Origin of the sequence: Actinocorallia libanotica (assembly GCF_039525175.1) — a bacterium.
Classification (GTDB): domain Bacteria; phylum Actinomycetota; class Actinomycetes; order Streptosporangiales; family Streptosporangiaceae; genus Actinocorallia; species Actinocorallia libanotica.
Map to the genome: position 1 here is coordinate 90,961 of NZ_BAAAHH010000020.1, position 25,687 is coordinate 116,647.

28 protein-coding genes are annotated in these 25,687 nt (G+C 72.8%); 18 read left to right on the plus strand and 10 right to left on the minus strand.

Going from position 1 to position 25,687, the window contains the following annotated elements; genetic code table 11:
* Positions 1 to 61 precede the first annotated feature (61 nt).
* On the plus strand, positions 62 to 412 hold the full coding sequence (locus ABD140_RS23105; protein ID WP_344243023.1) for a cupin domain-containing protein: 351 nt from the start codon (positions 62 to 64) through the stop codon (positions 410 to 412).
* Positions 413 to 451: 39 nt separating this feature from the next.
* On the opposite strand, the gene ABD140_RS23110 is transcribed toward ABD140_RS23105, so the two are convergent.
* Together ABD140_RS23110 and ABD140_RS23115 are read right to left on the minus strand one after the other, a co-directional pair.
* Positions 452 to 1,576, minus strand: coding sequence for a cytochrome P450 (locus tag ABD140_RS23110; RefSeq protein WP_344243024.1), 1,125 nt, complete (start codon positions 1,574 to 1,576; stop codon positions 452 to 454).
* The gene (locus tag ABD140_RS23115) at positions 1,573 to 2,409 is read right to left on the minus strand and encodes an isocitrate lyase/PEP mutase family protein (protein WP_344243025.1); all 837 of its coding nucleotides are present in this window, start codon (positions 2,407 to 2,409) and stop codon (positions 1,573 to 1,575) included. Before ABD140_RS23115 ends, ABD140_RS23110 begins: the two co-directional genes overlap by 4 nt.
* Before the next feature lie 65 nt (positions 2,410 to 2,474).
* On the opposite strand from ABD140_RS23115, the gene ABD140_RS23120 reads away from it, so the two are divergent.
* Positions 2,475 to 3,203, plus strand: coding sequence for an ArsR/SmtB family transcription factor (locus ABD140_RS23120; RefSeq protein WP_344243026.1), 729 nt, complete (start codon positions 2,475 to 2,477; stop codon positions 3,201 to 3,203).
* Between the two features lie 21 nt (positions 3,204 to 3,224).
* Here the strand turns inward: ABD140_RS23120 and ABD140_RS23125 are convergent, their stop codons facing one another.
* Positions 3,225 to 4,256: a phosphotransferase family protein gene (locus tag ABD140_RS23125; RefSeq protein WP_344243027.1), complete on the minus strand. Its 1,032-nt coding sequence runs from the start codon at positions 4,254 to 4,256 to the stop codon at positions 3,225 to 3,227.
* Positions 4,253 to 5,446 (minus strand): acyl-CoA dehydrogenase family protein, encoded by a 1,194-nt coding sequence (locus ABD140_RS23130; protein WP_344243028.1) that lies wholly within the window; start codon positions 5,444 to 5,446, stop codon positions 4,253 to 4,255. Before ABD140_RS23130 ends, ABD140_RS23125 begins: the two co-directional genes overlap by 4 nt.
* 124 nt (positions 5,447 to 5,570) lie before the next feature.
* On the opposite strand from ABD140_RS23130, the gene ABD140_RS23135 reads away from it, so the two are divergent.
* On the plus strand, positions 5,571 to 6,146 hold the full coding sequence (locus ABD140_RS23135; protein ID WP_344243029.1) for a TetR/AcrR family transcriptional regulator: 576 nt from the start codon (positions 5,571 to 5,573) through the stop codon (positions 6,144 to 6,146).
* A 27-nt stretch (positions 6,147 to 6,173) separates the two neighbouring features.
* Here ABD140_RS23135 and ABD140_RS23140 read toward each other — a convergent pair whose 3' ends face one another.
* The gene (locus ABD140_RS23140; protein ID WP_344243030.1) at positions 6,174 to 6,953 is read right to left on the minus strand and encodes an alpha/beta fold hydrolase; all 780 of its coding nucleotides are present in this window, start codon (positions 6,951 to 6,953) and stop codon (positions 6,174 to 6,176) included.
* Positions 6,954 to 7,274: 321 nt separating this feature from the next.
* Here ABD140_RS23140 and ABD140_RS23145 point away from each other — a divergent pair, with 321 nt between their 5' ends.
* Genes ABD140_RS23145 through ABD140_RS23155 form a run of 3 tightly spaced genes read left to right on the plus strand, consistent with a single transcriptional unit; the run spans position 7,275 to position 10,291 of the window.
* Positions 7,275 to 8,996, plus strand: a complete 1,722-nt coding sequence (locus ABD140_RS23145) for a peptidoglycan D,D-transpeptidase FtsI family protein (protein WP_344243031.1) — start codon at positions 7,275 to 7,277, stop codon at positions 8,994 to 8,996.
* A 34-nt stretch (positions 8,997 to 9,030) separates the two neighbouring features.
* Positions 9,031 to 9,693, plus strand: a complete 663-nt coding sequence (locus ABD140_RS23150; protein WP_344243032.1) for an HAD family hydrolase — start codon at positions 9,031 to 9,033, stop codon at positions 9,691 to 9,693.
* 13 nt (positions 9,694 to 9,706) lie between these two features.
* Positions 9,707 to 10,291, plus strand: coding sequence for a universal stress protein (locus ABD140_RS23155; RefSeq protein ID WP_344243033.1), 585 nt, complete (start codon positions 9,707 to 9,709; stop codon positions 10,289 to 10,291).
* Between the two features lie 9 nt (positions 10,292 to 10,300).
* Here the strand turns inward: ABD140_RS23155 and ABD140_RS23160 are convergent, their stop codons facing one another.
* Positions 10,301 to 11,491, minus strand: coding sequence for a cytochrome P450 (locus ABD140_RS23160; protein WP_344243034.1), 1,191 nt, complete (start codon positions 11,489 to 11,491; stop codon positions 10,301 to 10,303).
* A gap of 142 nt (positions 11,492 to 11,633) precedes the next feature.
* On the opposite strand from ABD140_RS23160, the gene ABD140_RS23165 reads away from it, so the two are divergent.
* Positions 11,634 to 12,230, plus strand: coding sequence for a TetR/AcrR family transcriptional regulator (locus ABD140_RS23165; RefSeq protein ID WP_344243035.1), 597 nt, complete (start codon positions 11,634 to 11,636; stop codon positions 12,228 to 12,230).
* Between the two features lie 45 nt (positions 12,231 to 12,275).
* Here the strand turns inward: ABD140_RS23165 and ABD140_RS23170 are convergent, their stop codons facing one another.
* Genes ABD140_RS23170 through ABD140_RS23180 form a run of 3 tightly spaced genes read right to left on the minus strand, consistent with a single transcriptional unit; the run spans position 12,276 to position 14,657 of the window.
* Complete coding sequence (locus ABD140_RS23170; RefSeq protein ID WP_344243036.1) at positions 12,276 to 13,454, minus strand: sensor histidine kinase; 1,179 nt, start codon at positions 13,452 to 13,454, stop codon at positions 12,276 to 12,278.
* A complete protein-coding gene (locus ABD140_RS23175) occupies positions 13,451 to 14,182 on the minus strand; it encodes a response regulator transcription factor (protein WP_344243037.1) in 732 nt (243 codons plus the stop codon). Before ABD140_RS23175 ends, ABD140_RS23170 begins: the two co-directional genes overlap by 4 nt.
* A gap of 4 nt (positions 14,183 to 14,186) precedes the next feature.
* On the minus strand, positions 14,187 to 14,657 hold the full coding sequence (locus ABD140_RS23180) for a DM13 domain-containing protein (protein WP_344243038.1): 471 nt from the start codon (positions 14,655 to 14,657) through the stop codon (positions 14,187 to 14,189).
* A gap of 216 nt (positions 14,658 to 14,873) precedes the next feature.
* On the opposite strand from ABD140_RS23180, the gene ABD140_RS23185 reads away from it, so the two are divergent.
* The 11 genes from ABD140_RS23185 (at position 14,874) to ABD140_RS23235 (ending at position 25,176) form a co-directional block, all read left to right on the plus strand.
* Positions 14,874 to 15,509, plus strand: coding sequence for a DNA-3-methyladenine glycosylase I (locus ABD140_RS23185; RefSeq protein WP_344243039.1), 636 nt, complete (start codon positions 14,874 to 14,876; stop codon positions 15,507 to 15,509).
* A 148-nt stretch (positions 15,510 to 15,657) separates the two neighbouring features.
* Positions 15,658 to 16,182, plus strand: coding sequence for a DUF2243 domain-containing protein (locus ABD140_RS23190; RefSeq protein ID WP_344243040.1), 525 nt, complete (start codon positions 15,658 to 15,660; stop codon positions 16,180 to 16,182).
* Complete coding sequence (locus tag ABD140_RS23195; protein WP_344243041.1) at positions 16,182 to 17,039, plus strand: cytochrome c oxidase assembly protein; 858 nt, start codon at positions 16,182 to 16,184, stop codon at positions 17,037 to 17,039. The genes ABD140_RS23190 and ABD140_RS23195 overlap by 1 nt, the downstream gene beginning before the upstream one ends.
* 82 nt (positions 17,040 to 17,121) lie before the next feature.
* Entirely contained in the window at positions 17,122 to 17,469 is a 348-nt protein-coding gene (locus ABD140_RS23200; protein WP_344243042.1) for an NADH-quinone oxidoreductase subunit A, read from the plus strand.
* Entirely contained in the window at positions 17,460 to 18,617 is a 1,158-nt protein-coding gene (locus ABD140_RS23205; RefSeq protein ID WP_344243043.1) for a hypothetical protein, read from the plus strand. The genes ABD140_RS23200 and ABD140_RS23205 overlap by 10 nt, the downstream gene beginning before the upstream one ends.
* Positions 18,610 to 19,533: a complex I subunit 1 family protein gene (locus ABD140_RS23210; protein WP_344243044.1), complete on the plus strand. Its 924-nt coding sequence runs from the start codon at positions 18,610 to 18,612 to the stop codon at positions 19,531 to 19,533. Before ABD140_RS23205 ends, ABD140_RS23210 begins: the two co-directional genes overlap by 8 nt.
* Positions 19,534 to 19,543: 10 nt before the next feature.
* A complete protein-coding gene (locus tag ABD140_RS23215; RefSeq protein ID WP_344243045.1) occupies positions 19,544 to 20,098 on the plus strand; it encodes an NADH-quinone oxidoreductase subunit J in 555 nt (184 codons plus the stop codon).
* Complete coding sequence (gene nuoK / locus ABD140_RS23220) at positions 20,095 to 20,400, plus strand: NADH-quinone oxidoreductase subunit NuoK (RefSeq protein WP_344243046.1); 306 nt, start codon at positions 20,095 to 20,097, stop codon at positions 20,398 to 20,400. Before ABD140_RS23215 ends, nuoK begins: the two co-directional genes overlap by 4 nt.
* A complete protein-coding gene (locus tag ABD140_RS23225; protein WP_344243047.1) occupies positions 20,397 to 22,319 on the plus strand; it encodes an NADH-quinone oxidoreductase subunit 5 family protein in 1,923 nt (640 codons plus the stop codon). The genes nuoK and ABD140_RS23225 overlap by 4 nt, the downstream gene beginning before the upstream one ends.
* Positions 22,316 to 23,800: a complex I subunit 4 family protein gene (locus ABD140_RS23230; protein WP_344243048.1), complete on the plus strand. Its 1,485-nt coding sequence runs from the start codon at positions 22,316 to 22,318 to the stop codon at positions 23,798 to 23,800. Before ABD140_RS23225 ends, ABD140_RS23230 begins: the two co-directional genes overlap by 4 nt.
* Entirely contained in the window at positions 23,797 to 25,176 is a 1,380-nt protein-coding gene (locus ABD140_RS23235; RefSeq protein ID WP_344243049.1) for an NADH-quinone oxidoreductase subunit N, read from the plus strand. Before ABD140_RS23230 ends, ABD140_RS23235 begins: the two co-directional genes overlap by 4 nt.
* Positions 25,177 to 25,224: 48 nt before the next feature.
* Here the strand turns inward: ABD140_RS23235 and ABD140_RS23240 are convergent, their stop codons facing one another.
* The gene (locus ABD140_RS23240; protein ID WP_344243050.1) at positions 25,225 to 25,611 is read right to left on the minus strand and encodes a hypothetical protein; all 387 of its coding nucleotides are present in this window, start codon (positions 25,609 to 25,611) and stop codon (positions 25,225 to 25,227) included.
* Positions 25,612 to 25,687: the final 76 nt, after the last annotated feature.

Consider the following 25,687-nt stretch of genomic DNA (forward strand, 5'->3'; position numbering starts at 1 on the left):
AGGAGCGCCCGCCCCACGGCCGAGCGCCGTCCGAACGACCGACGAACAGGAAGCCGTCCGCATGAGCATCTTCGTCACCGACACGACCGCCTGGGAACCCCGCGACGGGGACGTCCCGCACATCCAGCGGCTGCTGCGCGGCGAGGGACTGACCCTCATCCGCCTCAGCTTCCGCGAGGGCCAGGTCCTCGACGAGCACCGCGCCCCCGGACCCATCCTGATCAGCGGCGTCTCCGGCGCCATCGACCTCGACGTCATCACCGGCTCGCAGACCACGCGGCACCTCCTGGAGCCGGGCACCACCCTCCACCTGGACACCGGCGTCCTGCACCGCCTGACCGCCCGTGCCGACTCCGTCGTCCACCTCACCCTCCACCGCGCGGCGGCCCCGAAACCCGCCGACCCGACGTGACCCGCGGGCCGCGGCAGGCGGAGGTCGCCTCCCGCGGGCTCACCCGGTGGTCAGGACGGGGATCCGCGCGTTGGGTGAGGGCCGGTAGGCGGGCCGAGGCGGCAGCGTGGAGGCCGGGTCGAAGCCCGTGTCGAGCAGCGCGCCGACCGTCCCCGCGGTGATCGCGACCGCCAGGTCCCGGCCGGGGCATCGGTGGGCGGCCTCGCCGAAGGTGAACACGGCGGCCTCCGTCCGTTCCGGGGCGAACCGGTGCGGCTCGGGATTGGCGGCCGGGTCGCGGTTGGCCGCGGCGAGCACCACCAGGACGGACTGCCCCGGCTCGATCACCGCCCCGCCGCAGCGGACGGCCTCGGCGGCGAACCGCCGGGTGTTCTGGACGGGGGCATCGTGCCGGGCGACCTCCAGCACGAAGGGCGTCAGTGCACCGGGGCTCCCCTCCTGCCGGGCCGCGGCCAGGAGCGTGTTGCCGATCAGCCCCGCGGTCGCCTCGTAGGTCTGCGACAGCAGGCCCACCGCGTTGCCGGCCACCTGGTCGAGCGAGGGCAGCGCGGCGTGCGCCGAGGCGCTCACGAGGGCGGCCAGCAGATCGTCCCCGGTTCGGGTGCCGGGCTTCAACATCGCCAGCAGCCTCTCCGCCGCGGCGTCGGCCTCGCGGAGGCGAGCGGAGTCCGCGTCCGGCCTCAGGCACTTGACGAAGTCCCCGACGAGCCGGGCCGCGTCGTCCGCTTCCTTCTCCGGCAGCCCGCACAGTCCGGCGACGACCCGCGCGGGGACGGCGAACATCAGCTCGTCGAGGTCCGGCCCGGCCGCTCCGAAGGTCTGCCGTGCGGCCGCGTCGGCGAGTCCGCGGACCGACCCGGCGTCGGCCCTCGCCAGCGCGGCACCGACCGCGGACTTCAGCCGGGTGTGCGTCTCCCCGTCGTTCATCCGCACGAGAGAGCCGAAGACCTCGCCCGCCGGGGTGCCCCGGATGCCCGGAGGAACCGGCTGGGCGGGCGGGCGTACCCGCAGCCCCGGAGCCCGCAGGACCGCGGCGACCTCGGCCGCCCCGGCCGCGACCCACGAGCCCAGCTCCTCATCGAAGGCCAGCGGCCGCTCGGCGACGAGCCCGGCGTAGTAGGGGTAGGGGTCAGGGCTGGTCACCGCGTCGACCGGGTTCGTCATGGACGGCTCTCCAGGGGAGCGGCGAGGTCGTTCACTTCCGCGTATCCGGGGATCTTCTCGGTGATCTCCTCTCCGGTCCGGACCGCGTTCGCCGTTCGGAGGACGGCGGCCAGGGCCGCGCGGAACAGCAGGGATCCCATGCTGATCCGGCGGACGCCCAGGGACGCGAGGCCGGAGACCGTGTGGTGGTCCGGCAGGAAGAGGACGTTCACCGGCACGTCCACGGCGCCGACCACCGCGGCGATGTGCTCGTCGGAGACGATCGCCGGGACGAACACGCCGTCCGCGCCCGCCTCCGCGTAGGCCCGTATCCGGGTGATCGCGGCCTCCAGGGGGTGCGGTGCCGACAGCCAGAACGCGTCGGTTCTGGCGTTCACGAACAGGTCCGGGACACGTTCCTTGACCGCGCGGACCGTGGCGCGGAGCCGTTCGGGGTCGGAGAGGGAGCCGTCGGGCCGTCCGTCCTCGATGTTGACTCCGGCGATCCCCAGCGCGGCCAGCCTCGCCGCCAGGTCCGCCGTCTCCGCCGGGTCGCCGAACCCGGCCTCCAGGTCGACCGTCACCGGGCACGGCAGCCGGGCCAGCACCCCGGCCAGGGCGATCGTCTCCTCGAGGGCGGCGGCTTGGGCGTCCGGTTTGCCCGCCGCGACCGCCACACCGAGGCTCGTCGTGCCCACCGCCGCGAACCCCGCGGCCTCGAGCGCCGCCGCGGAGGCGTAATCCCAGGCGTTGGGGAGCAGCAGCGGCTCGGCCGCGTGGTGCAACGCCTTGAACCTGGCGAACCGATTCTCGCCGGTCTTCTTCTGCCGCATCGTGCCGGGGACGTCTCTCATGCGGAGAACGCTAGCCACGGTTCCTTTCGGTCCCCGCCGAAGTGTCGTCGGGCGATGATGGAGGCATGACGATCCCCGTAGCCAAGCTCCTGGCGGATGACACGAGAGCCGCCTTCTGCCTGGCCCTCCTGGACGGCAGGGCGTGGACGGCCGGCGAACTGGCACGGCACGCCGGGGTCGCCCCCTCGACGGCCACCGCGCACCTGTCCGCGCTGGTGGAGGGCGGCCTCCTCACACAGGAGCGCCAGGGCAGGCACCGCTACGTCCGGCTCACCGACCCGTCCGCCGCCGCGCTGGTCGAGAGCCTGGTCGCCTTCTCCCCTCCCCCGAAGGCCAGGCCCGACTCGCTGCGCGCCCACCGGGCCGAACAGAACCTGGCCTTCGCCCGCACCTGCTACGACCACCTCGCCGGAACCCTCGGCGTCGCCCTCACCACCCGCCTGGTGGCCCTGGGCGCCCTGGACGGGGACGACCTGTCCGTCAGCGACCAGGGCCGCGCCTGGTTCGCCCGCCTCCTCGGCGAGGACCTGCCCTCCCGCCCCCGCAGGCCGCTGACCCGCCCCTGCCTCGACTGGACCGAACGCCGCACCCACCTCGCGGGGCTCGCCGGCCGCCTCCTGCTGGACCACCTCACCCGGGAGGAGTGGCTCGTCCCCCTGCGCTCCAGCCGCGCCCTGCGCCTCACCCCCGCGGGAGGCGAGGCCCTGCACGACCTGTTCGGCCTCGACCCCGAGGAACCGGCGAAGACCGCCGGCCGACCCCGGGATCTGAGCGTCATCACCGCCATGGAGTGACGGCACGCACGGCGCCCGCCCTCACACGCCCTGGTCCAGGGCTTTCAATCCGGCGGCGGTGAGGGGGGCGACGGCCTGGCCGACGGTCTCGAAGCCGGTGCCGCGGGTCATGCCCTGGCGGTGGCGGGCGTGGATGCCCTCGGCGATGACGGCGATCTTGAAGTAGCCGAGGGCGAGGTGGAACTGCAGGTCGCCGAGGTCGCGGCCGCTGGTGCGGGCGTAGCGTTCGGCGAGGTCGGCGGTGGCGGGCAGGCGGGGGCTGGTCGAGGCGGCCGCGCCCGCCAGCACGGGGGCGAAGGCGGGGTCGGCGTAGACCAGGTGCAGGGCCAGGTCGGCGAGCGGGTCGCCGAGGGTGGCCATCTCCCAGTCCACGACCGCCCGCACCGTGCCGGGATCGGCGGGGTCGAGGATCGCGTTGTCGATGCGGTAGTCGCCGTGCACGATCGAGGCGCCGCTCTCGGCGGGGCAGGCGGCGGCGAGGCGCTCGTGCAACCGGTCGATGTCGGCGAGGTCGCGGGTGCGCACGCGCTGCCACTGGTCGTGCCAGCGCCCGACCTGGCGGGCCAGGTAGCCCTCGGGGCGCCCGAACTCCGCCAGGCCGACCTCGGCGGGGTCGATGGCGTGCAGGCGGGCCAGCACGTCGACCAGGCCGTGGGCGCAGCGGGTGATCTGCTCCTGCGGGAGGGCGTGCAGCTCGTCGATCGTGCGGATCACCGTGCCGTCGACGTACTCGACCACCGCGAACTGCACGCCGAGCACGTCCTCCTCGGCCAGGGCCACCGCGCGGGCCACCGGGACGCCGGTGTCCGACAGGGCGGCGACGACCCGGTACTCGCGCCGCATGTCGTGGGCCGAGGGGGTGAGGCCGCCCAGCGGGGGGCGGCGCAGCACCCAGGTGCTGCGCCCGTCGGAGAGCCGGTAGGTCAGGTTGGACCGGCCGCCCTGGACGAGCTCGGCGGTGAGCCGCCCGCCGAATCCGGGGACCCGCTCGGCGAAGAACCGTTCGAGCGCGGGCAGGTCGAGCCCGTCCAGGGTCGCCGCCTCGGCGCTCATCGGCCGGCCTCCTTGTCGTGCCGGCGCAGGACGCGGCGGGCGATGGCCCAGCGGTGCGTCTCGGACGGGCCGTCGTAGATGCGGAACGGCCGCACCTCGCGCAGGAAGCGGCTGAGGAGGATGTCGCCGGAGACGCCGAGGGAGCCGCAGATCTGCAGGGAGCGGTCGACGACCCGCCAGACGGCCTCGGCGCTGAAGGTCTTGGCGATCGAGACGGACTGGGAGGCGTGGCCGCCCTGGTCGAGCTCCCAGCAGGCCTGGGTGATGAGGCCGCGGGCCGCGGCGATGTCGATCTCGTTGTCGGCGATCATCTGCTGGACCATGCCCAGCTCGCCCAGCCGGGAGCCGAAGAGGCGCCGTTCGGCGGCGCGGGCCACGGCGATGTCCTGCGCGCGGCGGGCGATGCCGAGCCAGCGCATGCAGTGCGTCATCCGGGCCGGGCCCAGCCTGACCTGCGCGTAGCGGAACCCCTCGTCGACCTCGCCGAGCACCGCCTCGTCCGGCACGACGCAGCCGTCGAAGACGATCTCGATGTGGCCGCCGTACAGGCTCTCGTCGAGGGTCTCGATGTGGCGGACCATCTTCATGCCGGGGTTGTCGGCGTCGACGAGGAACATGGTGGCGCCGCCCGCCTCGCCGGGCTCGCCCGAGGTCCGGGCCATGCAGATCGCGAAGCCCGCGCCGTCGGCGCCGGTGATGAACCACTTGTGGCCGTCGATGCGCCAGCCGCCGGGCACCCGCTCCGCGCGCGTGCTCAGCGCGGCGGGGTCGGAGCCCGCGCCGGGGGCCGGTTCGGTCATCGCGAAGCAGGACCGGACCTCCCCCGCCGCCAGCGGCCGCAGGTAGCGCTCCTTCTGCTCCTCGGTGGCGATGAGCTCCAGCATGTGCATGTTGCCCTCGTCGGGCGCGGCGATGTTCAGCGCCAGCGGGCCCAGCAGCGAGTAGCCCGCCTCCTCGAACACCGCGGCCCGGCTCCGCATGTCGAGCCCGTGCCCGCCGTACTCGGCGCTCACGTGCGGGGCGAACACCCCCGCCTCCCTGGCGGCCCGCTGCAGCTCGAGCCGCACCTCCTCCGAGCGCGCCACCCCGCGCTCGCGCTCCTCGACGGGCACGACCACCTGGCGGACGAACTCCGCGGTGCGCCGCACCAGCTCCGCCACGGGCTGGTCCTGGGTGAGGTCGACTGCCATGACACCTCGCAAAAAGGCTAATGAGTATTAGCCTGGATCCTAATGGCCCTCCCTCGCCGAGCCAAGACCGGGGATCCCCCGCCTCCTCATCGGCTATCTTGTGTTAGCCACAAGGGGAGGGAAGTTGAGCCGGTCCGACGACATCCGCGCCGCGGCCCTGGAGCTGTTCACCCGCCGCGGATACGAGGCCACCACCATGGCCGACATCGGCGCCGCGGTCGGCATCCGCGGCCCGAGCCTCTACAAGCACGTCGCGTCCAAGCAGGAACTGCTGGCCCAGATCATGACCACCACGATGGAGGAGCTGCTCGCCCTCCACCGGACCGCCGTGGTCGGAGTCGACGACCCCACCGAGCGCCTGCGCCGCGCCACCGAGGCGCACGTGCGCTACCACGCCCGGCACCGCCTCGAGGCCTTCGTCGGCAACCGCGAGATCCGCAGCCTCACCGAACCCCACCGCGACCGGGTCCTGGCCCTGCGCGCCGAGTACGAGAGGCGCTTCCGCGAGCTCGTCAACGACGGCGTCGCCGCCGGCCGCTTCCACGTGACCTCCGCCCGCCTGGCCTCCTTCGCCATCCTCGACCTCGGCATGGGCCTCTCGGCCTGGTACCGCGAAGGCGGCGAGCTCAGCGAGGACGCCGTCGTCTGGCAGTACAGCGACTTCGCCCTCCGCCTCGTCGGCGCCCTCCCCCACCCCTGACCGACGGGTTCCCGCCGGGAGCGGCCCTCACCAGCCCGCCGCGGCCAGGGCGGCGGTCAGACGCGGGACGATCACGTCGGTGGCGGCCAGGCCGGCGATGTGGTCCAGGCCTTCGAGCTCGATGACCTCGAAGCCCGCGTGGCGCAGCTTTCCGGTGTGCTCGGTGATGCGGCGGGCGATGGCGCTCCCGCCGGTGTAGTCGTACATGCGGCATTCGGGTTCGCTGTCGCGGGAGCCGTACCAGAGGATCTTCGGTCCCTTGAGGGCGCGGAGCGCCGGGACGTCGTCGCGGGCCGCCCACTGCCGGTAGAGCAGGACGCCCAGGTGCTGCTCGTCTGCCTTGTCCCGCCGTCCGGCCTGCAGGAAGGCGGTGCGGGCGCCTTCGACGTAGCCGAGCCAGTAGCCGTAGTCGCTCAGCAGGGGGAAGCCGCCGATCATGAGGCCCGCCGCCCGCCCGGTGGCGGGGGCCAGGAAACCCGCCAGGGCGGCCATGCCCGAGTAGCCGGCCAGGACGAAGTCCCCCACGCCCGCGGCGTCGGCCACGGTGTGCAGGTCGGCGACCTCCTGCTCCAGGGGATAGGTGCGCCAGGCGGTCGGGTCCCAGGGGCCGCCGGACTCCTCCTCGGCCTCCATCGCGCCGACGACCTGCCGGGGCTTGTAGCGCACCACCCGGTATCCGTGCGCGGCCAGGGCGGCGGCCAGCGCGGAGTGCTCGACGCGCATCCGCGAGGGGAGGACGATGCCGGGTCCTTCGCCCTGTGCCTCGTACCACAGCGTGTATCCGTCGTCGGTCGCGGTCGTGGCCATTGTGCTCCCGTTCGTTCGTCCCGGTATCTCGGTGATGATCTCGAAGATCCGGCTCGGGTGGAACCGGGTGCGACGAGTACCACCCCGTCGGTCGGCCGCCCGCCGGTTTGGCTTTCGGGCGAATCTCCGGCCCGAAGATGATCTTTCAGATCATGATGGACGACACGCGCATACGAGGAGGTCGTGACCATGGGTGGGGCCGCATACGGAAGGTGGCCGTCCGGGCCCCGCCGCGCCGGGGCGGCGAGTGCCGGACGTGCCGTGACGCGGCCGCGCCCCCGCCGGCCCCGGCGCCGTCCCCCGATACGGCTGACCAACCCGATGAAGCGGCTCAACGCGGGCCTGCTGGCCGTCGCGTTCGTCCTGTCGCTGTTCGCCGGACGCCTGACGCGGATCCAGATCATCACGTCGGGGCAATACACCGAGCAGGCGCTCGCCCAGCGCATGAACAAGATCGACCTCATCGCCGAGCGCGGGACCATCACCGACGTCAACGGCGCTCCGCTGGCCATGACCCAGGCCGCCTTCGGCGTCTTCGCCGACCCCACCCAGATCGACCGGTCCCGCCGCCGGGAGATCGCCGACCGGCTGGCCGACGCCCTCGGCCTCGACCCCGGCAGGGTCCTGACCGGCCTGACGAAACCGGACACGCAGTACGTCGAGCTGGCCCACCGGGTGACCCCGGAGCAGGCGGAGCTGATCACCTCCTTCGGTTTCCGCGGCATCGGCACCCTCCCCGAGTCGCGCCGGGCCTACCCCGCCGACACGGTCGCCTCCAACCTCATCGGGTTCGTCAACGCCGACGGCGACGGCGGCGAGGGCCTGGAGTACCAGTACAACGAGCTGCTCAAGGGCACCGACGGCTGGCAGGCCGTCGAGCTCGGCGGGAGCGGGCAGCGCATCCCGATGTCCGGCGGCCGGACCAAGAAGCCCGTCGCCGGGCAGGGCCTCCGGCTCACGATCGACCAGGACGTCCAGTGGAAGGCCGAGGAGCTGATCGCCCAAGCCGTCGAGGACCACGAGGCCGAGTGGGGCACCGCGGTGGTCATGACCCCCGAACAGCGGCTGCTGGCCATGGCCTCCGCCCCGACCTACGACCCGAACGAGTACGCCAAGGCCGAGCCGTCCGCGCTGGCCAACCCGGTCGTGCAGGTCTCGTTCGAGCCCGGCTCGACCGGCAAGATCGTCACGGCGGCGGCGCTGCTGGACAAGGGCCTGGTCACGCCCGAGCAGCGGTTCACCGTGCCCTACCGGATCCAGCGCGCGGACCGCGAGTTCCGCGACTCGGAGTTCCACGGGACCGAGCGGCTCACCTTCGCGGACATCATCGCCAAGTCCAGCAACGTCGGCACGATCCTCGCCGGCGAGCCGCTGGCGAAGCAGGACCTCTACGACTACCTGCGGGCGTTCGGGTTCGCCGAGAAGACCGGCGTGAACCTGCCGGGCGAGTCCGCGGGCCTGCTCAAGGACCCCAAGGAGTGGAGCGGCACCGACCGCTACCCGATCTCCTTCGGCCAGAGCATCTCCGTCACCTCCCTCCAGATGGCGAGCGTCTACGCGACGATCGCCAACGGCGGCGTCCGGGTGACGCCCACGGTGATCGCGGGCACCTACGACGACCGAGACGGTTTCGTGCCCGCCCCTCCCCCGGCGAGCCGCCGCGTCATCACCGAGAAGACCGCCCGCCGCCTCACCACGATGCTGGAAGCCGCCGTCGACCACGGCACCGCCGAGAAGGCCCGGCTCGGTCCCTACCGCGTGGCGGGCAAGACCGGCACCGCCAACCGCTACGACCCCGCCAAGAAGAACAAGGACGGCTCCCTCGGCGGCTACGACGGCTACACCGGCATGTTCTCCGGTTTCGCCCCCGCCGACGACCCCCAGGTCATCGTCCAGATCGTCCTGCAGAACCCCCGAAAGGGCTACTACGGCGGCACCGTGGCCGCACCGGTCTTCAAGGACCTACTGAGCTTCTCCCTCAAAACCCTGCAGGTCCCCCCAACGGGAACACCCCCGCCCTCCGTGAAACTGACGGCCGACTGAACCCCGAAACCCGGAGAAATGACATCCTTGGTCGGTGCGTTCCTCCGGTCACGCGGGTGCCGTGTTCTTCGACGTCGACGGCACCCTCGTCCCGGGCACCAGTTCGTCGGCCTTCCTGGCCGGCTTCCTCGGCCATCGGGACGAGCTGGTCAAAGCCGAGGACGCCTACGCCGCCGGAGCCCTGGACAACCGGCAGGTCTCCGAGCTGGACGCCGCGGGCTGGGCGGGGGTTTCCGAGAAACGGGTGGCCGCCTGGCTCGACGGGCTTCCGCTGGTCGGCGGAATCGCCGAGACCTTGGCCTGGTGCCGGGGGAACGGGCTGGTGCCCGTGCTGGCGACCCTCGCCTGGTCGCCGGTCGGCGGCCATCTGGCCGGCCGCTTCGGGTTCCACGGGTTCTGCGGGCCCGGGCTCGAGACCGCCGGCGGCCGGTTCACGGGCCGTGTCGCCCGGCACTTCGACGAGTACGACAAACGGGATTTCGCTCTGGACCGGGCACGGGAGCTGGGGTTGGACCCGCGCTCGTGCGGGGCCGTCGGAGACAGCCGCTCCGATCTGCCGTTGTTCGCGTCCGTCGGGCTGAGCGTGGCGTTCAACGCCTCGCCGGGAGCACGGGCGGCCGCGGCCGTCGCGGTGGACGATGGCGATCTGCGCGGCGTGCTTCCCGTCCTGGAGCGCTGGGTCAGGGCCATCCGCTGACGTCATCTCGTTCATGGGCATCGGCCTGGACGCCACGCCCAGCCAGGTCTCGCTGCTGTTCACCGGCTGCCTGCCCGTCACCGCGGTCGCGATGCTCGTCGTCGGCCGGGTCTCCAGCGTTCTGGGCGCCAAGCGCACCCTGGTCGCCGGACTCGCGATCATCGTCCTGTTCGCCGCTTCGGCGGGCCTGTCCGGCTCGATCGACGGCATCGTCGGCTTCCGCGCCGGATGGGACCTGGGCAACGCGCTGTTCATCGCCACCGGCAACGCCGCCGAGATCGCCGACGCCGCGCGCGCCACGGTCCAGGCCCACCTCGACCGGCTCGCCGCCCGCGGCATGGCCGCCGACGGCAGGATCCTCACCAGCGTCGGCGACCACGCCGCGGCGGGCCGTGCCCTGGCCCGCCACGCCGCGGCCATGGACGCTCAGCTCGTCGCGGTCGGCAGATCCCTCCGCGGCTCCTTCGTGCAGTTCGCCGACGGCAGCCTCACCACCGCGCTCACCCGGGACGCTGCCTGCACCGTCGTCCTGCTCGAACCGGGCCGTGCTCCCCGTCCCCTGACCGAGGACGCCTTCGCCGAACTGCGCGCCGGGTGAGCCCTCCCGTCATCCGATGACGATCGGGAGGGTCTCCCAGCCGCGGACGGTGGAGGTCGAGGCGAGCTTGGCGTTGTCCCAGTCCACGTCCCAGCGGGGGAAGCGCTTGAGGATCTCCTCGGAGGCGACGCGCCCCTCCAGCCGTGCCAGGTTGGCGCCCAGGCAGTAGTGAACGCCGTAGCCGAAGGTCATCTGGTGGCCGACTGAGCGGCGGATGTCGAAGCGGTCGGGGTCGGGGTAGCGGCGCTCGTCGCGGTTGGCGGCGCCGACCAGGAACATGAGGGCGCTGCCCTCCGGCACGGTCCGCCCGTGGAACTCCACGTCGCGGGTGACGTACCGGCCGATGGCCGGGCCGGGCGGCTCGTAGCGCAGGACCTCGTCGAGCATGCCGGGGATCAGGGACGGATCGTCGACGAGCTCCTGCCGCTGCTCGGGGTGGCGGGCCAGCACGGACCCGACCCAGCCGATGAGCCGTCCGGTCGTCTCGTTGCCCGCGCCCGCCACGACCGTGACGTAGGTGAGCACCTCGTCGCGGGTGAGGGTGCGCGTCACGCCGTTCTCGTCCTCGAACTCGGCGTTCAGCAGGTCGGTCATCAGGTCGTCGGAGGGGTGCGACCTGCGCCAGTCGATGTAGTCGCCGAAGATCTCGTTGCTGAGGACGGCGCCGCCCTTGAAGTCCATCTGCCCGCCCTCCTCGGTGCGCAGGCTCTCGTCGGCCGACTCGCGCACGGCGGCCTGGTCGGACTCCGGGATGCCCAGCAGCATGCCGATGACGCGCATCGGCATCTCGGCGCCGACGGCGGCGACGAGGTCGAAGCGCTCCTCGCCGACCAGCGGGTCCAGGCAGCCGCGGCAGTACTCGCGGATGAGCGGTTCGAGCTCGGCGACACGGCGGGGCGTGAAGACGCGGGCGAGCAGGCGCCGGTGGATGTCGTGGGCCTCGGGGTCCTCGAAGATGAGCGTGCCGGGCGGGATCTCGATGCCCGACTTGATCAGTTCGAGGATGCCGCCGCGGGCGGAGGAGAAGGTGCGCCAGTCCGGCAGTCCGCCGGCGAGGTCGTCGTAGCGGCTCACCGCGTAGAAGTCGTACTTCTCGTTGTAGTACAGCGGCGCCTCTTCGCGGAGCCGCCGGAACGTGGGGTAGGGGTCGTCCGTGAACGCCGGGTCGTAGGGGTCCCAGTAGACGGCGTTGCTGCTCATGTCTCCTCCGGCTCCGGTGGGGGGTGCCGCGGGCCCGGCCCGCGTGAGCCTTCCACCGCGTTCCGGCCGGTCTCGCCGTATCGGCTACAATAGCTTCCAGTTTGGAAAGTTTTCAATATTGGAAATATTTTCGGTGCGGGACATGACCTCTGAACTTCCCCTGCGGGAGCGCAAGAAAGTCGCGACGCGGGCGGCGCTGAGCCACGCCGCGTGGTCGTCGATGCTGAGCGACGGGCTGGACTCGGTGTCCCCGGAGTCGGTCGCCGCGGCGGTGGGAGTCTCCTCGCGGACGTTCCGCAACTACTTCGCCGGCGTCGAGGAGGCCATCGTCGACGAACTCGCCCAGCGCTACCTGACCCTCGCCGACCAGGTCGGCGACCGCCCCCCGGGCGAACCGGTCTGGGAGAGCCTGATGCAGGTCCTGCCCGCCGCGCTCCCGGCCATCATGGGCGACCGCGACGACTTCGCCGTCCTCCTCCAGGCCGTCAACGACCGCCCGACCATGCTCGCCCAGAACCTCATCATGTTCGAACGCGGCCGCCAGCGCCTCACCGAGGTCATCGCCGCCCGCACCGGCGCCAACCCCGCCCGCGACCTCACCCCCCGCCTCTACGCCGGCGCCGCCACCACGGCCCTGGCCACCTCCGCCGAGCTCTGGGCCCGCCGCGCCACCGACCTCCCCCTCCCCGACCTCATCCGCACCTGCCTCCGCCGCCTGAGCGAGGGCATCGGTCCTTGACCGCCCCGCCTACGCCTTGCGCGGGCAGTGCCTGTCCGGGCGTCCTCATCCGCTCTCCGGTCGGTCGGCTGTGGGGAGGGAGAGTTCGAAGCGGCAGCCTGCGGGGGTGTTGCGGACCGAGACGTGGCCGGAGTGGGCTTCGGTGATGCCGCGGACGATCGCGAGTCCCAGGCCTGCGCCGGTGTCTCCGTGTCGGCGCTGGTGCGCGGCGGGGACGGCCGCGGTGGCCGGGTCGGGGGTGGGGGTGCGGGCCTGGCCGCCTCGCCAGCCGGTGTCGAACACGCGGGGCAGGTCCTGTTCGGGGATGCCGCCGCAGGTGTCTTCGACCGCGAGCACGACCAGGTCGCCTTCGCGGCGTGCGCTCACCGCGACGGTGCCGTCGGCCGGTGTCGCCCGGATGGCGTTGACCAGCAGGTTTCCCAGCACGCGCGTGATGCCGTGCGCGTCGACCCGGACCGGCAGGGGCGTGACGCCGCCGTCGCGCAGCCGTACCCGGTGCTGTTCGGCCAGCGGCCGGGCGGTGGTGATGGCGTCGTCGACCAGGTCGTAGACCGAGACGCGGGCCAAGGTCAGCTCCAGTGACCCGGCCTGGATGCGGGACAGCTCGAAGAGGTCGTCGACCATGCCGGACAGCCGTTCGACCTCGGTGCGGATGCGGGTGTGGTAGCGGTCGGGCTCGGTGGCGACACCGTCCTCCAGGGCCTCGGCCATCGCGCGCAGCCCGGCCAGCGGGGTGCGCAGGTCGTGGGAGATCCACGCGATCAGATCCCGCCGGGAGGCGTCCAGCGCCCGTTCGCGTTCCTGTGCCGCCTTCAGCCGGGAACCGGTCTCCTCCAGCGCGGCGGCGAGCGCGGCGAGTTCGGCGATGGGCGGGTCCGCGGGCGCCACGAAGCCCGCCCGGCTGCCGAAGGCGCGCGCCGCCTCCGCCAGCTCCCGGCTGCCCGCGGCGATACGGCGCCCGAACAGCAGCGCCGCTCCGAGGGAGAACACCCCCGACACGGCGACCACGATCAGCACCACCTTGAAGTCGTGACCGGACAGGAACATCTCCAGCGCCACCGCGATCGTGCCCGCAGCCATCGCGGCCACGGCCAGCGCGGCCACCGCGAACATCGACAGCACGACCGAGCGGCGGCGCAGCAGGGCAATGGCGGGAACGGCGAGCAGCCCGGTGAGCAGGGCGCCCGACGCCGCCAGACCCACGATGACCAGGAACTCGGTCATGACTGCGGCGTCCTGTCCGCGGGCGGGTCGAAACGGTAGCCCGCGCTCCACACGGTGCTGATCAGCTTCGGCGCGGCCGGGTCGTCCTCGACCTTCTCCCGCAGCCGTCGCACATGCACGGTGACGGTCGAAGCGTCGCCGAAGTCCCACCCCCACACCTGCCGCAGCAGTTCCTCGCGCGAGAACACCCGGCCCGGATGGCGCAGCAGGAAGACCAGCAGGTCGAACTCACGCGCCGTCAGAGCCAGCCGCCGGCCGCCGCGCTCGGCTCGCCGCGCCGCCGGTTCGACGACCAGCTCGCCGACCCGCAGCACCTCCGAAGCGGGGGCGGGCGGCGGGGCCTCCGCGCGGCGCAGCACCGAGGCCACCCGCAGCACCAGTTCGCGGGGGCTGAACGGCTTGGACAGGTAGTCGTCCGCGCCCAGTTCGAGACCCAGGATGCGATCCGCCTCCTCGTTGCGCGCGGTCAGCATCACCACCGGCACCGGCGGCCCGTGGCCCGTCCGCAGCCGACGACACACCTCCAGGCCGTCCAGGCCGGGCAGCATCAGATCCAGCACGATCAGCCTGGGCCGCAGCGCCGCGGCCATCTCCAGGGCGGCGAGGCCGTCGGCGGCGTGCGCGACCTGGTATCCGGCGCGGGCGAGATAGCCGGTGACGACCTCGGCGACGGTCGGATCGTCCTCCACGACCAGAACAGGGCCGGCGGCGACAGGGCGGAGGGTCAAAAGATCAGCTCTTCACGGTGGAGAGGTCGGCGGCCCCGAAGGAGACCGAGAAGCGTTCGCACCAGATCACGACGCTGCGGAACCTGGACACATCAGTATCGGCCGGGACAGTGTAGTTCTGATCGCCCAGGTTGCCTTTGAGCCCGCCGAGTTCGACCGCTCCGCTTCCCAGTCCCTCCCGCGCCGCCCGGGCCGACCGGGTGGACAGGTAGACCCGCACATCCGGCCCTTCGGAGGTGCGCAGATCTTCCAACCGCAGGATCTGGCCGCCGTCCGCGAGCCGGATCGTGCGGGCCGTGCCGCTGGTGTCGTGGTCGTGGGTGACGAAACTCCCTTCCGTGAGTTCCATCGGTCCCGAGTCCTTCTCCGGCGCGGTCGCCGGCGCGGAGACGACCGGCAGCGCCTCGTTCACCGTGGTATCGGTGAACGCCTTCCATGGCTGGAAAAGATAGAGCCCGGCTCCGGCGGCGACCACCAGGACCAGCAGAACGGCAACGACAGCACGACGGGGCATCGGATCTCCAGACAAGGGTGAGCGCGGTCGTGTCCCAGCCAACACGCGCTCTCCCCTGCCGGACCACCGCTGAAGGCGGTTCGTAAGACACCGGTAAGCAGCCGGTCCGCGGGCCGGCGCCTCGTAGGACACTTGTCCTCGTATCCGTTGAGAACGAGTGATGACACGAGGACCGTGATGGGAAGTCCCCCGCAGATGACCGGCTCCGCGCCACCGCGGTGTGCGTGGAGCACTTCCGCACCCGAACTGCTGGCCTACCACGACGCCGAGTGGGGCTTTCCCGTCGGGGACGACCGCACCTTGTTCGAGAAGTTGTGCCTGGAGGGCTTCCAGGCCGGGCTCAGCTGGCGCACCATCCTGGGCAAGCGTGAGAACTTCCGCGCCGCCTTCCAAGGCTTCGACATCTCCGCCGTCGCCCGCTTCACCGAGCGCGACGTCGAGCGGCTGCTCCAGGACAGCGGCATCGTGCGGCATCGCGGCAAGATCGAAGCGGCCGTCAACAATGCCCGCCGCGCTGAGGAACTCCTGCATCGGGAAGGGTCGCTGGCCGCTTTCGTCTGGCGCTACGAGCCCGCCCCCGCCGATCTCCCCCCGCCCCAGACCGCCTCCGTCTGCCCAGCGTCGGTCGCCTTGTCCAAAGACCTCAAGCGCAAGGGCTGGAGGTTCGTCGGCCCCACCACCATGTTCGCGTTCATGCAGGCCATGGGGCTGATCAACGACCACGCCGAGGACTGCGTCATCCGCCCCGAGGCCGAACGGCGGCGCGCGGCCTTCGTCCGGCCCGCGGGGCCCCGGAGAGCGAACGCCCACTGAACCCCGTTCAGGTCCCCGAGGTTGCCGAGGCCGGTTCCGGGATAGAGGTGGAAGGAAATGATGTCCGGTTCCGGGCGGGGGTCCGGGGATGCTCGGGGGGACGGGAATGGCCAGTGCCACAGGTAGAAGCGGAGTCACCGATGAGCCGGTGAGCCTGCGGCTGCCGGGGATCGTCCTGGGAGTGGGGCTCGGCGGATTCGTCGACGGGATCCTGCTGCACCAGGTGCTGCAGTGGCACCACATGCTCAGCAGCACCAACACCGACAACATCGGTGTGCGGTATTACAACCCGCACACCGTTTCCGGGCTGGAGATGAACACCGTGTGGGACGGCCTGTTCCACACGGTGTGCTGGCTGGCGGTGCTGATCGGCCTGGCGACGCTGTACGCGCGGGTGACCCACCGGCGGCTCCGGGTGTGGACCTCACGGGTGCTGTGGGGATGGATTCTGGTGGGGTGGGGACTGTTCAACCTCGTCGAGGGCATCGTCGACCACCACCTGCTGGGCGTCCACCACGTGCTCGCAGGCCCCCACCAGCTGTGGTGGGACCTGGGCTTCCTGGTCCTGGGCGCCGTGCTGATCGCCGCTGGTTACCTGCTGCAGCGGTCGGGCAGGCCGTTCGACCCCGTCACCGATCCCGGAGGTGTCTCCGCCCGGCACGGGAACACCTGATGCACGACCACTCGGCGCCCGCGCACGACGTTTCCTGGGCTGCGCTGCTGCCGGCGGCCGGTGCGCTGCTGCTGGCGGCCTTCTACCTGCTTCTGGTACATCGGGCTGCCCGCGCGGGACGCCGTCCATGGCCCCGGCGGCGCACGGCGTCCTTCCTGACCGGATGCGCCCTGCTCGCCGCGGCCCTGCTCCCGCCCCTGGCTCCCCTGGCCCACGAGGACTTCCGCGGCCACATGCTCCAGCACCTGCTGATCGGCATGTACGCACCGCTGGCCCTGGTGCTGGGCGCCCCCGTCACCGTGCTGCTGCGCGCGCTGCCCGCCCGCGACGCCCGCACGCTGACCCGACTACTGCGCGGCAGGCCGATGGGGCTGCTCGCCCACCCCCTCACCGCGCTGGCGTTGAGCAACGGCAGCCTCGCCGTGCTGTACTTCACGCCCCTGTACGAGACCCTCACCGCCCACCCGGCCGGACACTGGCTGCTGCACGCCCACTTCCTGGCCGCGGGATGCCTGTTCGCCTGGGTCATCGCCGGCCCCGACCCCGCGCCCGCCCGACCCGGCGTGCGGACCCGCCTGGTCGTCCTCGGCGCCGCCATCGCGGCTCACTCCGTCATCTCCCAGCTGATGTACGGCGGCTACTTCCTCCACGTGCACGCCCCCATCGCCCAGATCCGCGGCGGCGCCGAGATCATGTACTACGGCGGCGACATCGCCGAACTCCTCCTCGCCGCCGCCCTCGTCGCCACCTGGCGACCCGCCCCCCGCAGGACCACCGCTCCGACACCGCCCATGTCCGCTTTGTCCCTGGTGCGGCGATCTTCGGCAACGGCTGCGAGATCATCTGCGAGCCGATGAAAGCCGCCCGGTGTGCTCCGGCCGTTTTCCTCCCGGGGAGAGGGGTAGTGCCCGGAGGTGGTGACTCTTCGGGGGGAGGGCCGTGCAGCCGTATGCGGTGGTCGTGGCGTATCTGGGGCTGCTCGGTGTCCTCGTGGTGGCCGGTTACGCCTTCTCGGCCGCGGCGGGACTGCCGGGAGCCGACCGTTCTCTGCCGTTTCTGTCGGGAGGGGTGCCGCGGGAGCACGCCGTGTCCCGCTACCACGCGCGCTGGTACGCGCTGACGATGGTCTTTCTGGCCTTCGACATGGAGATGGTCTTCATGTACCCGTGGGCGGTGGTGGTCTCGGCCGTCGGCGTCACGGCCGTCGTGGAGATGTTCATCTTTCTGGGGTTGATCCTGGTCGGGGTGCTTTACGCCTGGCGGGAGGGTGCGCTGCGGTGGGCGTGATCTCCCGGCTGGCGCGCTTCGCCGCCGTGCGGCCTCCCGTCTTCGTCGTCACCGCGCCGGGGGGAACGGCCGTCCGCCTCGCGGTCGAGGCGGTGCTGCGCGAGCGGGGCTGGCGGAGCGTCGCGTCTCCGGCGGCGTGCTCGGTCCTGGTGGTCTGCGGGCGGCCGGGCCCGGACCTGGAGCAGGCGATCGACCGGGTGTGGAACGAGGTCCCCCCGCCGCGTGCCCGGATCCGAGCGGTCGCTCCCGAACGGGAGCATCTTCTTCCGCTCCTCGAACAGGCGGAACACGAACTGGCCGACCTCCGCCGTCACCGCGTTCTCCGGGCCGAGGAGAACCTGGCGGAGGAGCAAGGCGGCCACCAGGAATTCGGACACGAACATCACGACGGTCACGGGAAGTCCGGGCATGGGCATCACGGCGGGAAGGTCGCCGGGTTGGACATGGCGGGGCAGGGCGCGGACCGTGACGGGCTGAAGTTGGATGTGCTCCATGTGCAGCTCGGCCCGGTGCTGGCGGACTGGCCGACGGGTCTGGTCGTCCGGACGGAGATGCAGGGGGACGTCGTGCAGCGGGCCGAGGTGGAGACCTGCGCGGGGGTGGGCGGCGGTTCCTTCTGGACGGAGCCCTGGGCGGCGGCCCGGGACGGAGAGCCGGTGGCGCGCGGTGCGGCGGAGCGGCGCAGAGCCGCACGCTGCCTGGACACCCTGGGGCGGCTGCTGTCCGTGGCGGGCTGGCCGCGGGCGGCGGGCCAGGCCCGATGGCTCCGGGACGACCTGCTCGCCGACCACCCGCCGGAACGGCTCGCGCCGCGGTTCGCACAGCTGTCGGACAGCGTCCTGCGCTCCCGAACACTGCGCTGGATGTTGCGCGACCTGGGACCGATCGATGCCGCCTCCGCGCTACTCGTCGGCGACGCGGCGGACCGGCTGTACGCGCTGCTCGTCGAAGCGCGGACCGCCATGGACCTGCTCGGCGATCCCACTCCACTGGATCCGGCGGACGAAGCCCGCGGTGTGCCCGGTGCCGTGCCGGTGTCGTTGCTGCCGGGTCTGCTGGCGGGTGCCGATCTGGGTGCGGCGCGGCTGATCGTGGCGAGCCTGGATCCGGATCTCGACCGTCCCGCGGCGGTGGCCGTCCATGCGTGAGCCGGGGGCGGTGTGGGCGGTCGTCGTGCTGCCGCCGGTGATGGCGGGGCTGGCGCTGGGGGCCGCCGGGTGGGATTCGGTCCTGGCGGCGCGGGACACGGGCCGCCCCCGTGCCCTGCGGGCCGCCGCCGATCCGCTGCGGGAGGCGGCGCGGCTGCTGCTGCGTCCCCCGCGGACCGTGGTGGCGGCCGACCGGCTGCTGCTGCGGGCGGGCGTGGTGCTGCTTCCGGCCGTCGCGCTGCTGGCCGCCATGGTGGTGCCGCTCGGGGACGTGATGGTGATGGACCCCGCGGTCGGGGTGGTGTGGTTCAACGCCATGGAGGTCGCGGTCTGGGCGGCCGTGTGGCTGGTCGGCTGGGGCTCGAACTCGGCGTTCGGGCTGGTCGGCGGCTACCGGTTCCTGGCGCAGGGGCTGGCGTACGAGCTGCCGCACATGTTCGCACTCATCACCGCGGCGCTGGGCGCGCAGTCGTTGCGGGTCGGCGAGATCGCGCAGGCCCAGCAGGGGTTGTGGTTCGCGGTGTGGATGCCGGTGGCCTTCGCCGTCTACCTGCTGTCGGTGCTGGCCATGGCGTTCTGGGGTCCGCTGGCCCACCCCGTGGCCGACGACGCCGCGGGGGGCGCGGTGGTGGAGCCGTCCGGCCCGGACCGCCTGTTCTTCCTGGCGGGCCGGTACGCGCTGCTGGCGGTGGCGTCGGCGTTCTCCGTGCCGCTCTTCCTGGGAGGCGGGGCCGGGCCGCTGCTGCCCGCCTGGGCGTGGTCGCTGGTCAAGACGGCCGTGGTGCTGGGCGGTCTGGTCTGGGCGGCCCGCCGGTTCCCGGTGGTGCGGATGGACAGGTTCGCCGAGGCGGCGTGGACGGTGCTGATCCCCGCCGTGCTGCTGCAGATGCTCGTGGTGGGCATCGTCGTCCTGTGAGGAGCCGTCCGTGGACGTGGTGGCGTTCTGGGTGCTCGCGGCGGGAGCCGTGGCGGGCGGGATCGCGGTGTTCGCCGTGGATTCCATGGCCCGCGCCACGTTCGCGCTGCTGGTGTCGTTCCTGTGCGTCGGCGCCGAGCTGCTGCTGGTCGACCTGCCCTATCTGGGCCTGCTGGTCGTGCTGATGATGATCATGGAGATGCTGGTCATGGCGGTGTTCATGGTCATGTACATGATGAACCCGGCCGGGCTGATGCCGATGGCGATGGTGCACAACCGCCGCGGCGCGGCGGCCGTCTCCGCCGCGGTCTTCGCCGCGCTGGCGGCCGGGGTGTTCCTGACGCCCTGGCCGCCGCGCCGCGGGGCGCCCGCCGGCGACACGACCTTCGCCCTCGGCGAGGCGGTCATGGGTCCGAAGATGGCGGTGATGATGCTGGTCGGCGTCGCCATCCTCGCCACCATGATCTCCTCGGTGGTGCTCGCGACCCGTCGCGGCCGCTACGACCGCTACGGCGACCGGCTGGACGCGCGCCGCCCCGCCGACCCGGGCAGGGGTGCGCCGTGACCCTGCAGGCGTTCCTCCTGACGGCCTCCGCGCTGTTCGCCGTCGGCCTGTACGGGGCGCTGTCCCAGCAGTCGATCGTGATGGTGATGATGGGACTGGAGCTCATGGTCAACGCGATCGTGCTGGCGGGCGCGGCGTTCTGGTACCACGTGACCCCGGACGCCGCCGACGGGCAGGTGCTCGTCCTGGTGGCGATCACCGTGATGGCGCTGGAGATGGCGATGGGCTTCGCCGTCGTCACCGCGTCGTTCCGCGCCGGAGAGGTCGACATGACCGAGGGCGCGGAAGACCTGAAGGGATGAGCGCGCTGGGATGGGTGCTGCCCGCGCTGCCGATGGCGGCGGGCGGGCTGCTGGCGCTGGGCGGCCGGCGCGCCGACCGTCCGGCTCCGGCGGTGGCGGTGGCGGTGGCCGCCGTCACCACCGCGCTGGCCGTCGCGGCGGCGGTGCTGCGGCCTTCGGTCCGTGCCCCGATGCTCGCCGGCCTCCCGGTCGGCATGGCCGTGGACGGGTTGTCGGCGGTGCTGGTGGTGACGGTGGCGGCGGTGGCCCTGGCCGTCCTGGTCTTCGCCGCCGGGGAGATGCCGCCGAGCGGCCGCTTCTTCGGCCTGATGCTGGTGTTCGCGGCCGCGATGCTGGTCACCGTCACCGCGACCGACCTGCTGCTGCTCCTCATGGCCTGGGAGGTCATGGGCGCGATGTCGTACGCGCTGATCGGCTTCTGGTGGCACGAGTCCGCCCGGGTGCGCGCGGCGGACACCGCGTTCCTCACCACCCGGACCGGGGATCTCGGCCTGTACCTGGCCGCGGGAGCGGCTTTCGCCGGAGCCGGAACGCTCTCCCTCGACGGGCTGGAAGGGGCCGCCGGGGCTTGGCCGCACGTGGTGGCGGTGGGGCTTCTCGCCGCGGCGCTCGGCAAGTCGGCGCAGCTGCCCTTCTCGTTCTGGTTGTCGCGTGCGATGGCGGGTCCCAGCCCGGTCTCCGCGCTGCTGCACTCGGCCACCATGGTCGCCGCCGGCGCCTACCTCCTGCTGCGGACGCAGCCTCTGCTCGCCGCCACGGGCTGGGCGGCACCGGTGGCCGCCTGGACGGGGGCGGTCACGGCGCTGCTGCTGGGGGCCGTGGCCCTGGCCCAGACCGACCTCAAGCAGCTGCTGGCGGCCTCGACCTCGGCGCAGCTGGGCTTCATGGTGCTGGCGGCGGGGACCGGCGCGGTGGCCGGGGGCACGGCGCACCTCGTCGCACACGCCGCGGTCAAGAGCCTGCTGTTCCTGGTGGCCGGTGCGTGGCTGGCCGCGCTCGGCACCAAGGACCTGAACGGATTGCACGGCGCCGCCCGCCGGTATCCCTTCGTCGGCGCCATGTTCACGGCGGGCGCCCTGTCCCTGGCCGGAATGCCGCCGCTGGCCCTGTGGGTCACCAAGGACACCGTGCTCGCCGCCGCGCTCCGGACGTCCTGGCCCCTTTACGCGGTCGGCCTCGCGGCCGCGGTCCTGGCGGCGGTGTACGCGGCCAAGGCGATGCTCATCGTCTGGCTGCCCGCCACCGGCGACGCCCCCGCGCGCTCCGTCTCACCGCTGGAGAAGGTCCCGCTGCCCCCGCTCGCCCTGGCAGCCGCGGGCCTCGGCCTGGTCGGGGTGTTCTGGACGCCGTGGCACCGGCTGGTCGGCGGCCCGTCCGAACCTCCGCCGGAGCTGAGAGGGCTCGCAGCCTCCGCCGTCCTGGTGCTCATGACGTTCTCCTGGGCGGTGCGCCGCTATGTGCGCGGCTCCCTCCGGCCGGCCGTCATGACCGGCCCGCGGTGGGCGTCGTCGGCGGCCGCGGACTGGCTGCACCTGGAACGGGCGGTGTCGGCCGTGCTCGTCCGCCCTGTCCTGGCGCTGGCCGCGGCCCTCGCCCGTTTCGACGACCGGGTCGTCGACGGCGCCGTCAGAGCGGTCGCCGCGACCACGCTGCGGGCCGTCTCCCCCGCCGCACGGCGGGTCGAGGCCGGGTTGGACGGCGCGGTGCACGCGGTCTCCGCCGCGGGGCTCCGGACCGCCGCGTTCAGCGTGCGACGGGCGGAGGACCCGCTCGCCTCGGTGGTGCGGGGAGTCGGCGCGGCCGCCCGGCGGCTCGGCCGGCTGGCGCGCCGTCCGCAGACCGGACAGGTCCACATCTACTACTTCCAGGCCGTCGTCCTGCTGTTCGCGCTGGCCGTCGTCCTCGTCCTGCTGAGGTGACCGTGCTGAACCTCGTGATCTTCCTGCCGCTGGCCGCGTCGCTGCTCCTGCTCGCCCTGCCCCGGCTGGGCGCGCGCGCCGCCGGTGTGCTCTGGATCGCGACCACCGCCCTCGACCTGCTCCTCGTCCTGGGCCTGTGGGCCACCCACGACGGCGGCATGGACCACCAGACGCGCCTGCGCTGGATCCCCTCGGTGAACGCCTCGTACCACGTCGGCGTCGACGGGCTGTCGCTGCCGCTGCTGGCGCTCACCGCCCTGCTGTTCCTGGTCTGCGCCGTCTACTCCCCCGGCCGCGGACGGGGGTTCGCCGCGCTGTTCCTGTTCCTGCAGAGCGTCTGCCTGGGCCTGTTCTCCGCGCTCGACCTGCTGCTGTTCTTCGTCTTCTTCGACCTGTCGATCGTCGGCATGTACTTCGTCATCGCGGGCTGGGGGCACGGCGACCGGCTGCGGTCGGCCCTGAAGTTCTTCCTCTACACCTTCCTCGGCTCGCTGGCCCTGCTGCTGGGCTTCATCGGCCTGTACCTGGGGGCCGAGCCGCACACCTTCGACATCGTCGAGCTGACCGCCGAGCCGCCGCTGGCGGACTCGCCCGGCGCGGCCGCGCTGGTGCTGCTGGCGGTCGGTATCGGGCTGGCCGTCAAGACGCCCACCGTGCCGGTGCACACCTGGCTGCCGCCCGCGCACACCGACGCGCCCGCGGCGGGCTCGGCGATCCTGGCGGGGATCCTGCTGAAGATGGGCGTCTACGGCATGCTCCGCATCGCGATGCCGATGCTCCCGGACGCCTGGCGCCGCTACGCCGGGGTGATCCTCGTGATCGGCCTGGTCAGCGCCGTCTACGGGGCGCTGGTGGCGCTCGCCCAGGAGAACGTCAAGCGGATGATCGCCTACACCTCGGTCAGCCACATGGGCTACATCGTGCTCGGCCTGGGCGCGGCCGGGATGGCGGGGAACGCCGCCGCCCACCGGCTGGCGGTGTCGGGCGGCATCACCCAGATGGTCAGCCACGGGCTGCTCACCGGGGCGCTGTTCCTGCTGGCGGGGGTGTTCCACGACCGTGCCGGCACCTACGACATGGGCCGCTACGGAGGGATCGCGCGGGGCGCCCCGGTGTTCGCGGCCCTCACCGCGATCGCCGCGTTCGGCTCCTTCGGGCTGCCCGGCCTGTCGGGCTTCATCGCCGAGTTCCAGATCTTCACCGGCACGATCGGCGCCGACGGCGCGGCGACCGCGGTCGCCGGGGCGCTGGCGCTGCCGGGCGTCCTGCTCACCGCCGCCCTGTTCCTGCGGATGCTGCACCGCACGATGCTCGGCGGACCCGGCCCGGACACCGGCGGGATCACCGACCTGCGCGCCGCCGAGACCACCGCGATCGTCCCGCTGCTGGCCCTCTCCCTGCTCATCGGCGTCGCTCCCCGGTTCCTGCTGGACGTGATCGAGCCCGCCTCCGCCGCCATCGTGTCCCTGGTGTCGCGATGATGCGGGAGAACCCCGCCGACCTGCTGCCGGAACTCCTCATCCTGGGCTCGGCGGTGTGCGGGCTGGTGGCGGGGCTCTGGCTGCCGCGCCACCGGCAGCGGATCGTCGCCGCCGTCTGCGCGGCCGGGCTGGCGGGGGCGCTCGCCGCCACGGCGCTGGCGGCGCGCGGACCGCGGATGACGACGTTCGACTCCTTCGAGCTCGATACGACCACCCATGCGGTCCGCGCCGTCGTGGTGGTCTCGGCGCTGCTGGTCCTCGGCCTGGCCGGGCCCCTGCGCGGGCACCCCCGGGAGAGCGAGCTGTACGTGCTGGTGCTGCTGGCCTCGCTGGGCGCCGTCGTGATGGCCGCCGCGTCGGACCTGCTGGTCCTGATGACTGCCTACCTGCTGGCGAGCATCCCCGGATACGCCCTCGCCGGATTCGCCAAGGACGCCCGCGGCACCGAGGCCGCCCTGAAGTACTTCCTGATGGGCGCGCTGCTGGGCATCGTGATGCTGACCGGGATGACGATGCTCTACGGCGCCGGGCGCGGCACCGCCTACCCCGTCCTGGCCGGCGGCCTGGCGGCCGCGCCGCAGGGCGTCGTGGCCGCCGGGACCGTGGCGCTGCTCGCCGGCCTGCTGTTCAAGGCCGGAGCGGTGCCCGCCCAGTACTGGGTGCCCGACGTGACCGAGGGCGCGCCGCCCGTCGTCGCGGCGTTCGTCACCACCGTCCCCAAACTCGGCGGGCTGGCCGCCGCGTTCCGGCTGGCCTCGGAGGTGCTCGTCCACACGTCGGTCGGCTGGCGCGCCCTCGTCGCGGTGCTGGCCGCCGCCACCATGACGCTCGGCAACCTCGCCGCCTTCGGGCAGGACAACGTACGGCGGCTGCTGGCGTACTCGACGATCAGCCAGGCCGGCTACCTCCTGGTGCCGGTCGCGGTGGCGGGCCGCAGCGACCTGGCCGAGCCCGCCCTGCTCTTCTACCTGGCCGCCTACGCCGTCACCCAGCTCGGCGCCTTCGCCGTCGTCATCGCCCGGGGCTCCGACGACCTGGCCGACTACACCGGCCTGGCCCGCCGCTCCCCCTGGCTGGCCCTCTCCCTGGTCGTCTGCCTGCTCGGCCTGATCGGCACTCCGCCCACCGCCGTCTTCGTCGGCAAGCTCCTGGTCTTCGGATCGGCGCTCGACGGGGGCCACGCCTGGCTCGCGGTGGTCATGGCCGTCAACACCGTCGCCAGCGTCTTCTACTACCTGCGCTGGATCGTCCCGCTCTACCGAACGGGACACGCCGTCCCTTGGACCCCACGTCACGCCGCCTCGGCATTGGCCGTCACGGCCGCCGTGCTCTCCCTCGTCCTGGGGATCGCCGGCGGGGCGGTGTTCGCCCTGTGACGACGGAGAACGGCTGTGGGTCCGCTACCGAGGGGCGCGAACCGTTTCTCAGCGCCCGCCGGTGAAGTACCGGGCCGGAACGAAGATCTCGTGCCCGGACGTGAACCGCACGCGGACCCCCTCCCTCGTCCACCGGACGTCCTCGAACTCGGCCCGGACACCGGTCAAGTCCAGCCGCACGAAATGGCCGTACTCCATTCCGGGATCACTGCCGGTGTACAGCCAGTGGCGCCGCTCCCTGCCCAGGACGAGGCTTCGTTCCCTGACAAGCCCCGCGTAGTGCGTGTTCCCGTCCGTATAGCGGACGGCCGCCGGCTGTTCCCGCCGCTCCAGGTTCTCGTTCCGCGTGGCCTTCGCCTCGGTGAGGAGCAGTGCGAGGAGCACCAGCAGCAGGAATCCCGCCCCCGCCCTCAGAAGGACTCTGGCCGGTGGCACGCGTCGCGCCGGTGGAGCTTGCGGGGCGGGGAGTCGGGGATCGATGTCGGCCTCCGGGGCATGCGGCGGGCGGGTG

What these genes read in the sequence shown, in the direction of transcription:
- ABD140_RS23105 (WP_344243023.1), top strand. Translation starts at nt 62, where the DNA reads ATGAGCATCTTCGTCACCGACACGACCGCCTGGGAACCCCGCGACGGG.
- ABD140_RS23110 (WP_344243024.1), bottom strand. Translation starts at nt 1,576, where the DNA reads ATGACGAACCCGGTCGACGCGGTGACCAGCCCTGACCCCTACCCCTAC.
- ABD140_RS23115 (WP_344243025.1), bottom strand. Translation starts at nt 2,409, where the DNA reads ATGAGAGACGTCCCCGGCACGATGCGGCAGAAGAAGACCGGCGAGAAT.
- ABD140_RS23120 (WP_344243026.1), top strand. Translation starts at nt 2,475, where the DNA reads ATGACGATCCCCGTAGCCAAGCTCCTGGCGGATGACACGAGAGCCGCC.
- ABD140_RS23125 (WP_344243027.1), bottom strand. Translation starts at nt 4,256, where the DNA reads ATGAGCGCCGAGGCGGCGACCCTGGACGGGCTCGACCTGCCCGCGCTC.
- ABD140_RS23130 (WP_344243028.1), bottom strand. Translation starts at nt 5,446, where the DNA reads ATGGCAGTCGACCTCACCCAGGACCAGCCCGTGGCGGAGCTGGTGCGG.
- ABD140_RS23140 (WP_344243030.1), bottom strand. Translation starts at nt 6,953, where the DNA reads ATGGCCACGACCGCGACCGACGACGGATACACGCTGTGGTACGAGGCA.
- ABD140_RS23145 (WP_344243031.1), top strand. Translation starts at nt 7,275, where the DNA reads ATGAAGCGGCTCAACGCGGGCCTGCTGGCCGTCGCGTTCGTCCTGTCG.
- ABD140_RS23155 (WP_344243033.1), top strand. Translation starts at nt 9,707, where the DNA reads ATGGGCATCGGCCTGGACGCCACGCCCAGCCAGGTCTCGCTGCTGTTC.
- ABD140_RS23160 (WP_344243034.1), bottom strand. Translation starts at nt 11,491, where the DNA reads ATGAGCAGCAACGCCGTCTACTGGGACCCCTACGACCCGGCGTTCACG.
- ABD140_RS23165 (WP_344243035.1), top strand. Translation starts at nt 11,634, where the DNA reads ATGACCTCTGAACTTCCCCTGCGGGAGCGCAAGAAAGTCGCGACGCGG.
- ABD140_RS23170 (WP_344243036.1), bottom strand. Translation starts at nt 13,454, where the DNA reads ATGACCGAGTTCCTGGTCATCGTGGGTCTGGCGGCGTCGGGCGCCCTG.
- ABD140_RS23185 (WP_344243039.1), top strand. Translation starts at nt 14,874, where the DNA reads ATGGGAAGTCCCCCGCAGATGACCGGCTCCGCGCCACCGCGGTGTGCG.
- ABD140_RS23195 (WP_344243041.1), top strand. Translation starts at nt 16,182, where the DNA reads ATGCACGACCACTCGGCGCCCGCGCACGACGTTTCCTGGGCTGCGCTG.
- ABD140_RS23210 (WP_344243044.1), top strand. Translation starts at nt 18,610, where the DNA reads ATGCGTGAGCCGGGGGCGGTGTGGGCGGTCGTCGTGCTGCCGCCGGTG.
- ABD140_RS23225 (WP_344243047.1), top strand. Translation starts at nt 20,397, where the DNA reads ATGAGCGCGCTGGGATGGGTGCTGCCCGCGCTGCCGATGGCGGCGGGC.
- ABD140_RS23235 (WP_344243049.1), top strand. Translation starts at nt 23,797, where the DNA reads ATGATGCGGGAGAACCCCGCCGACCTGCTGCCGGAACTCCTCATCCTG.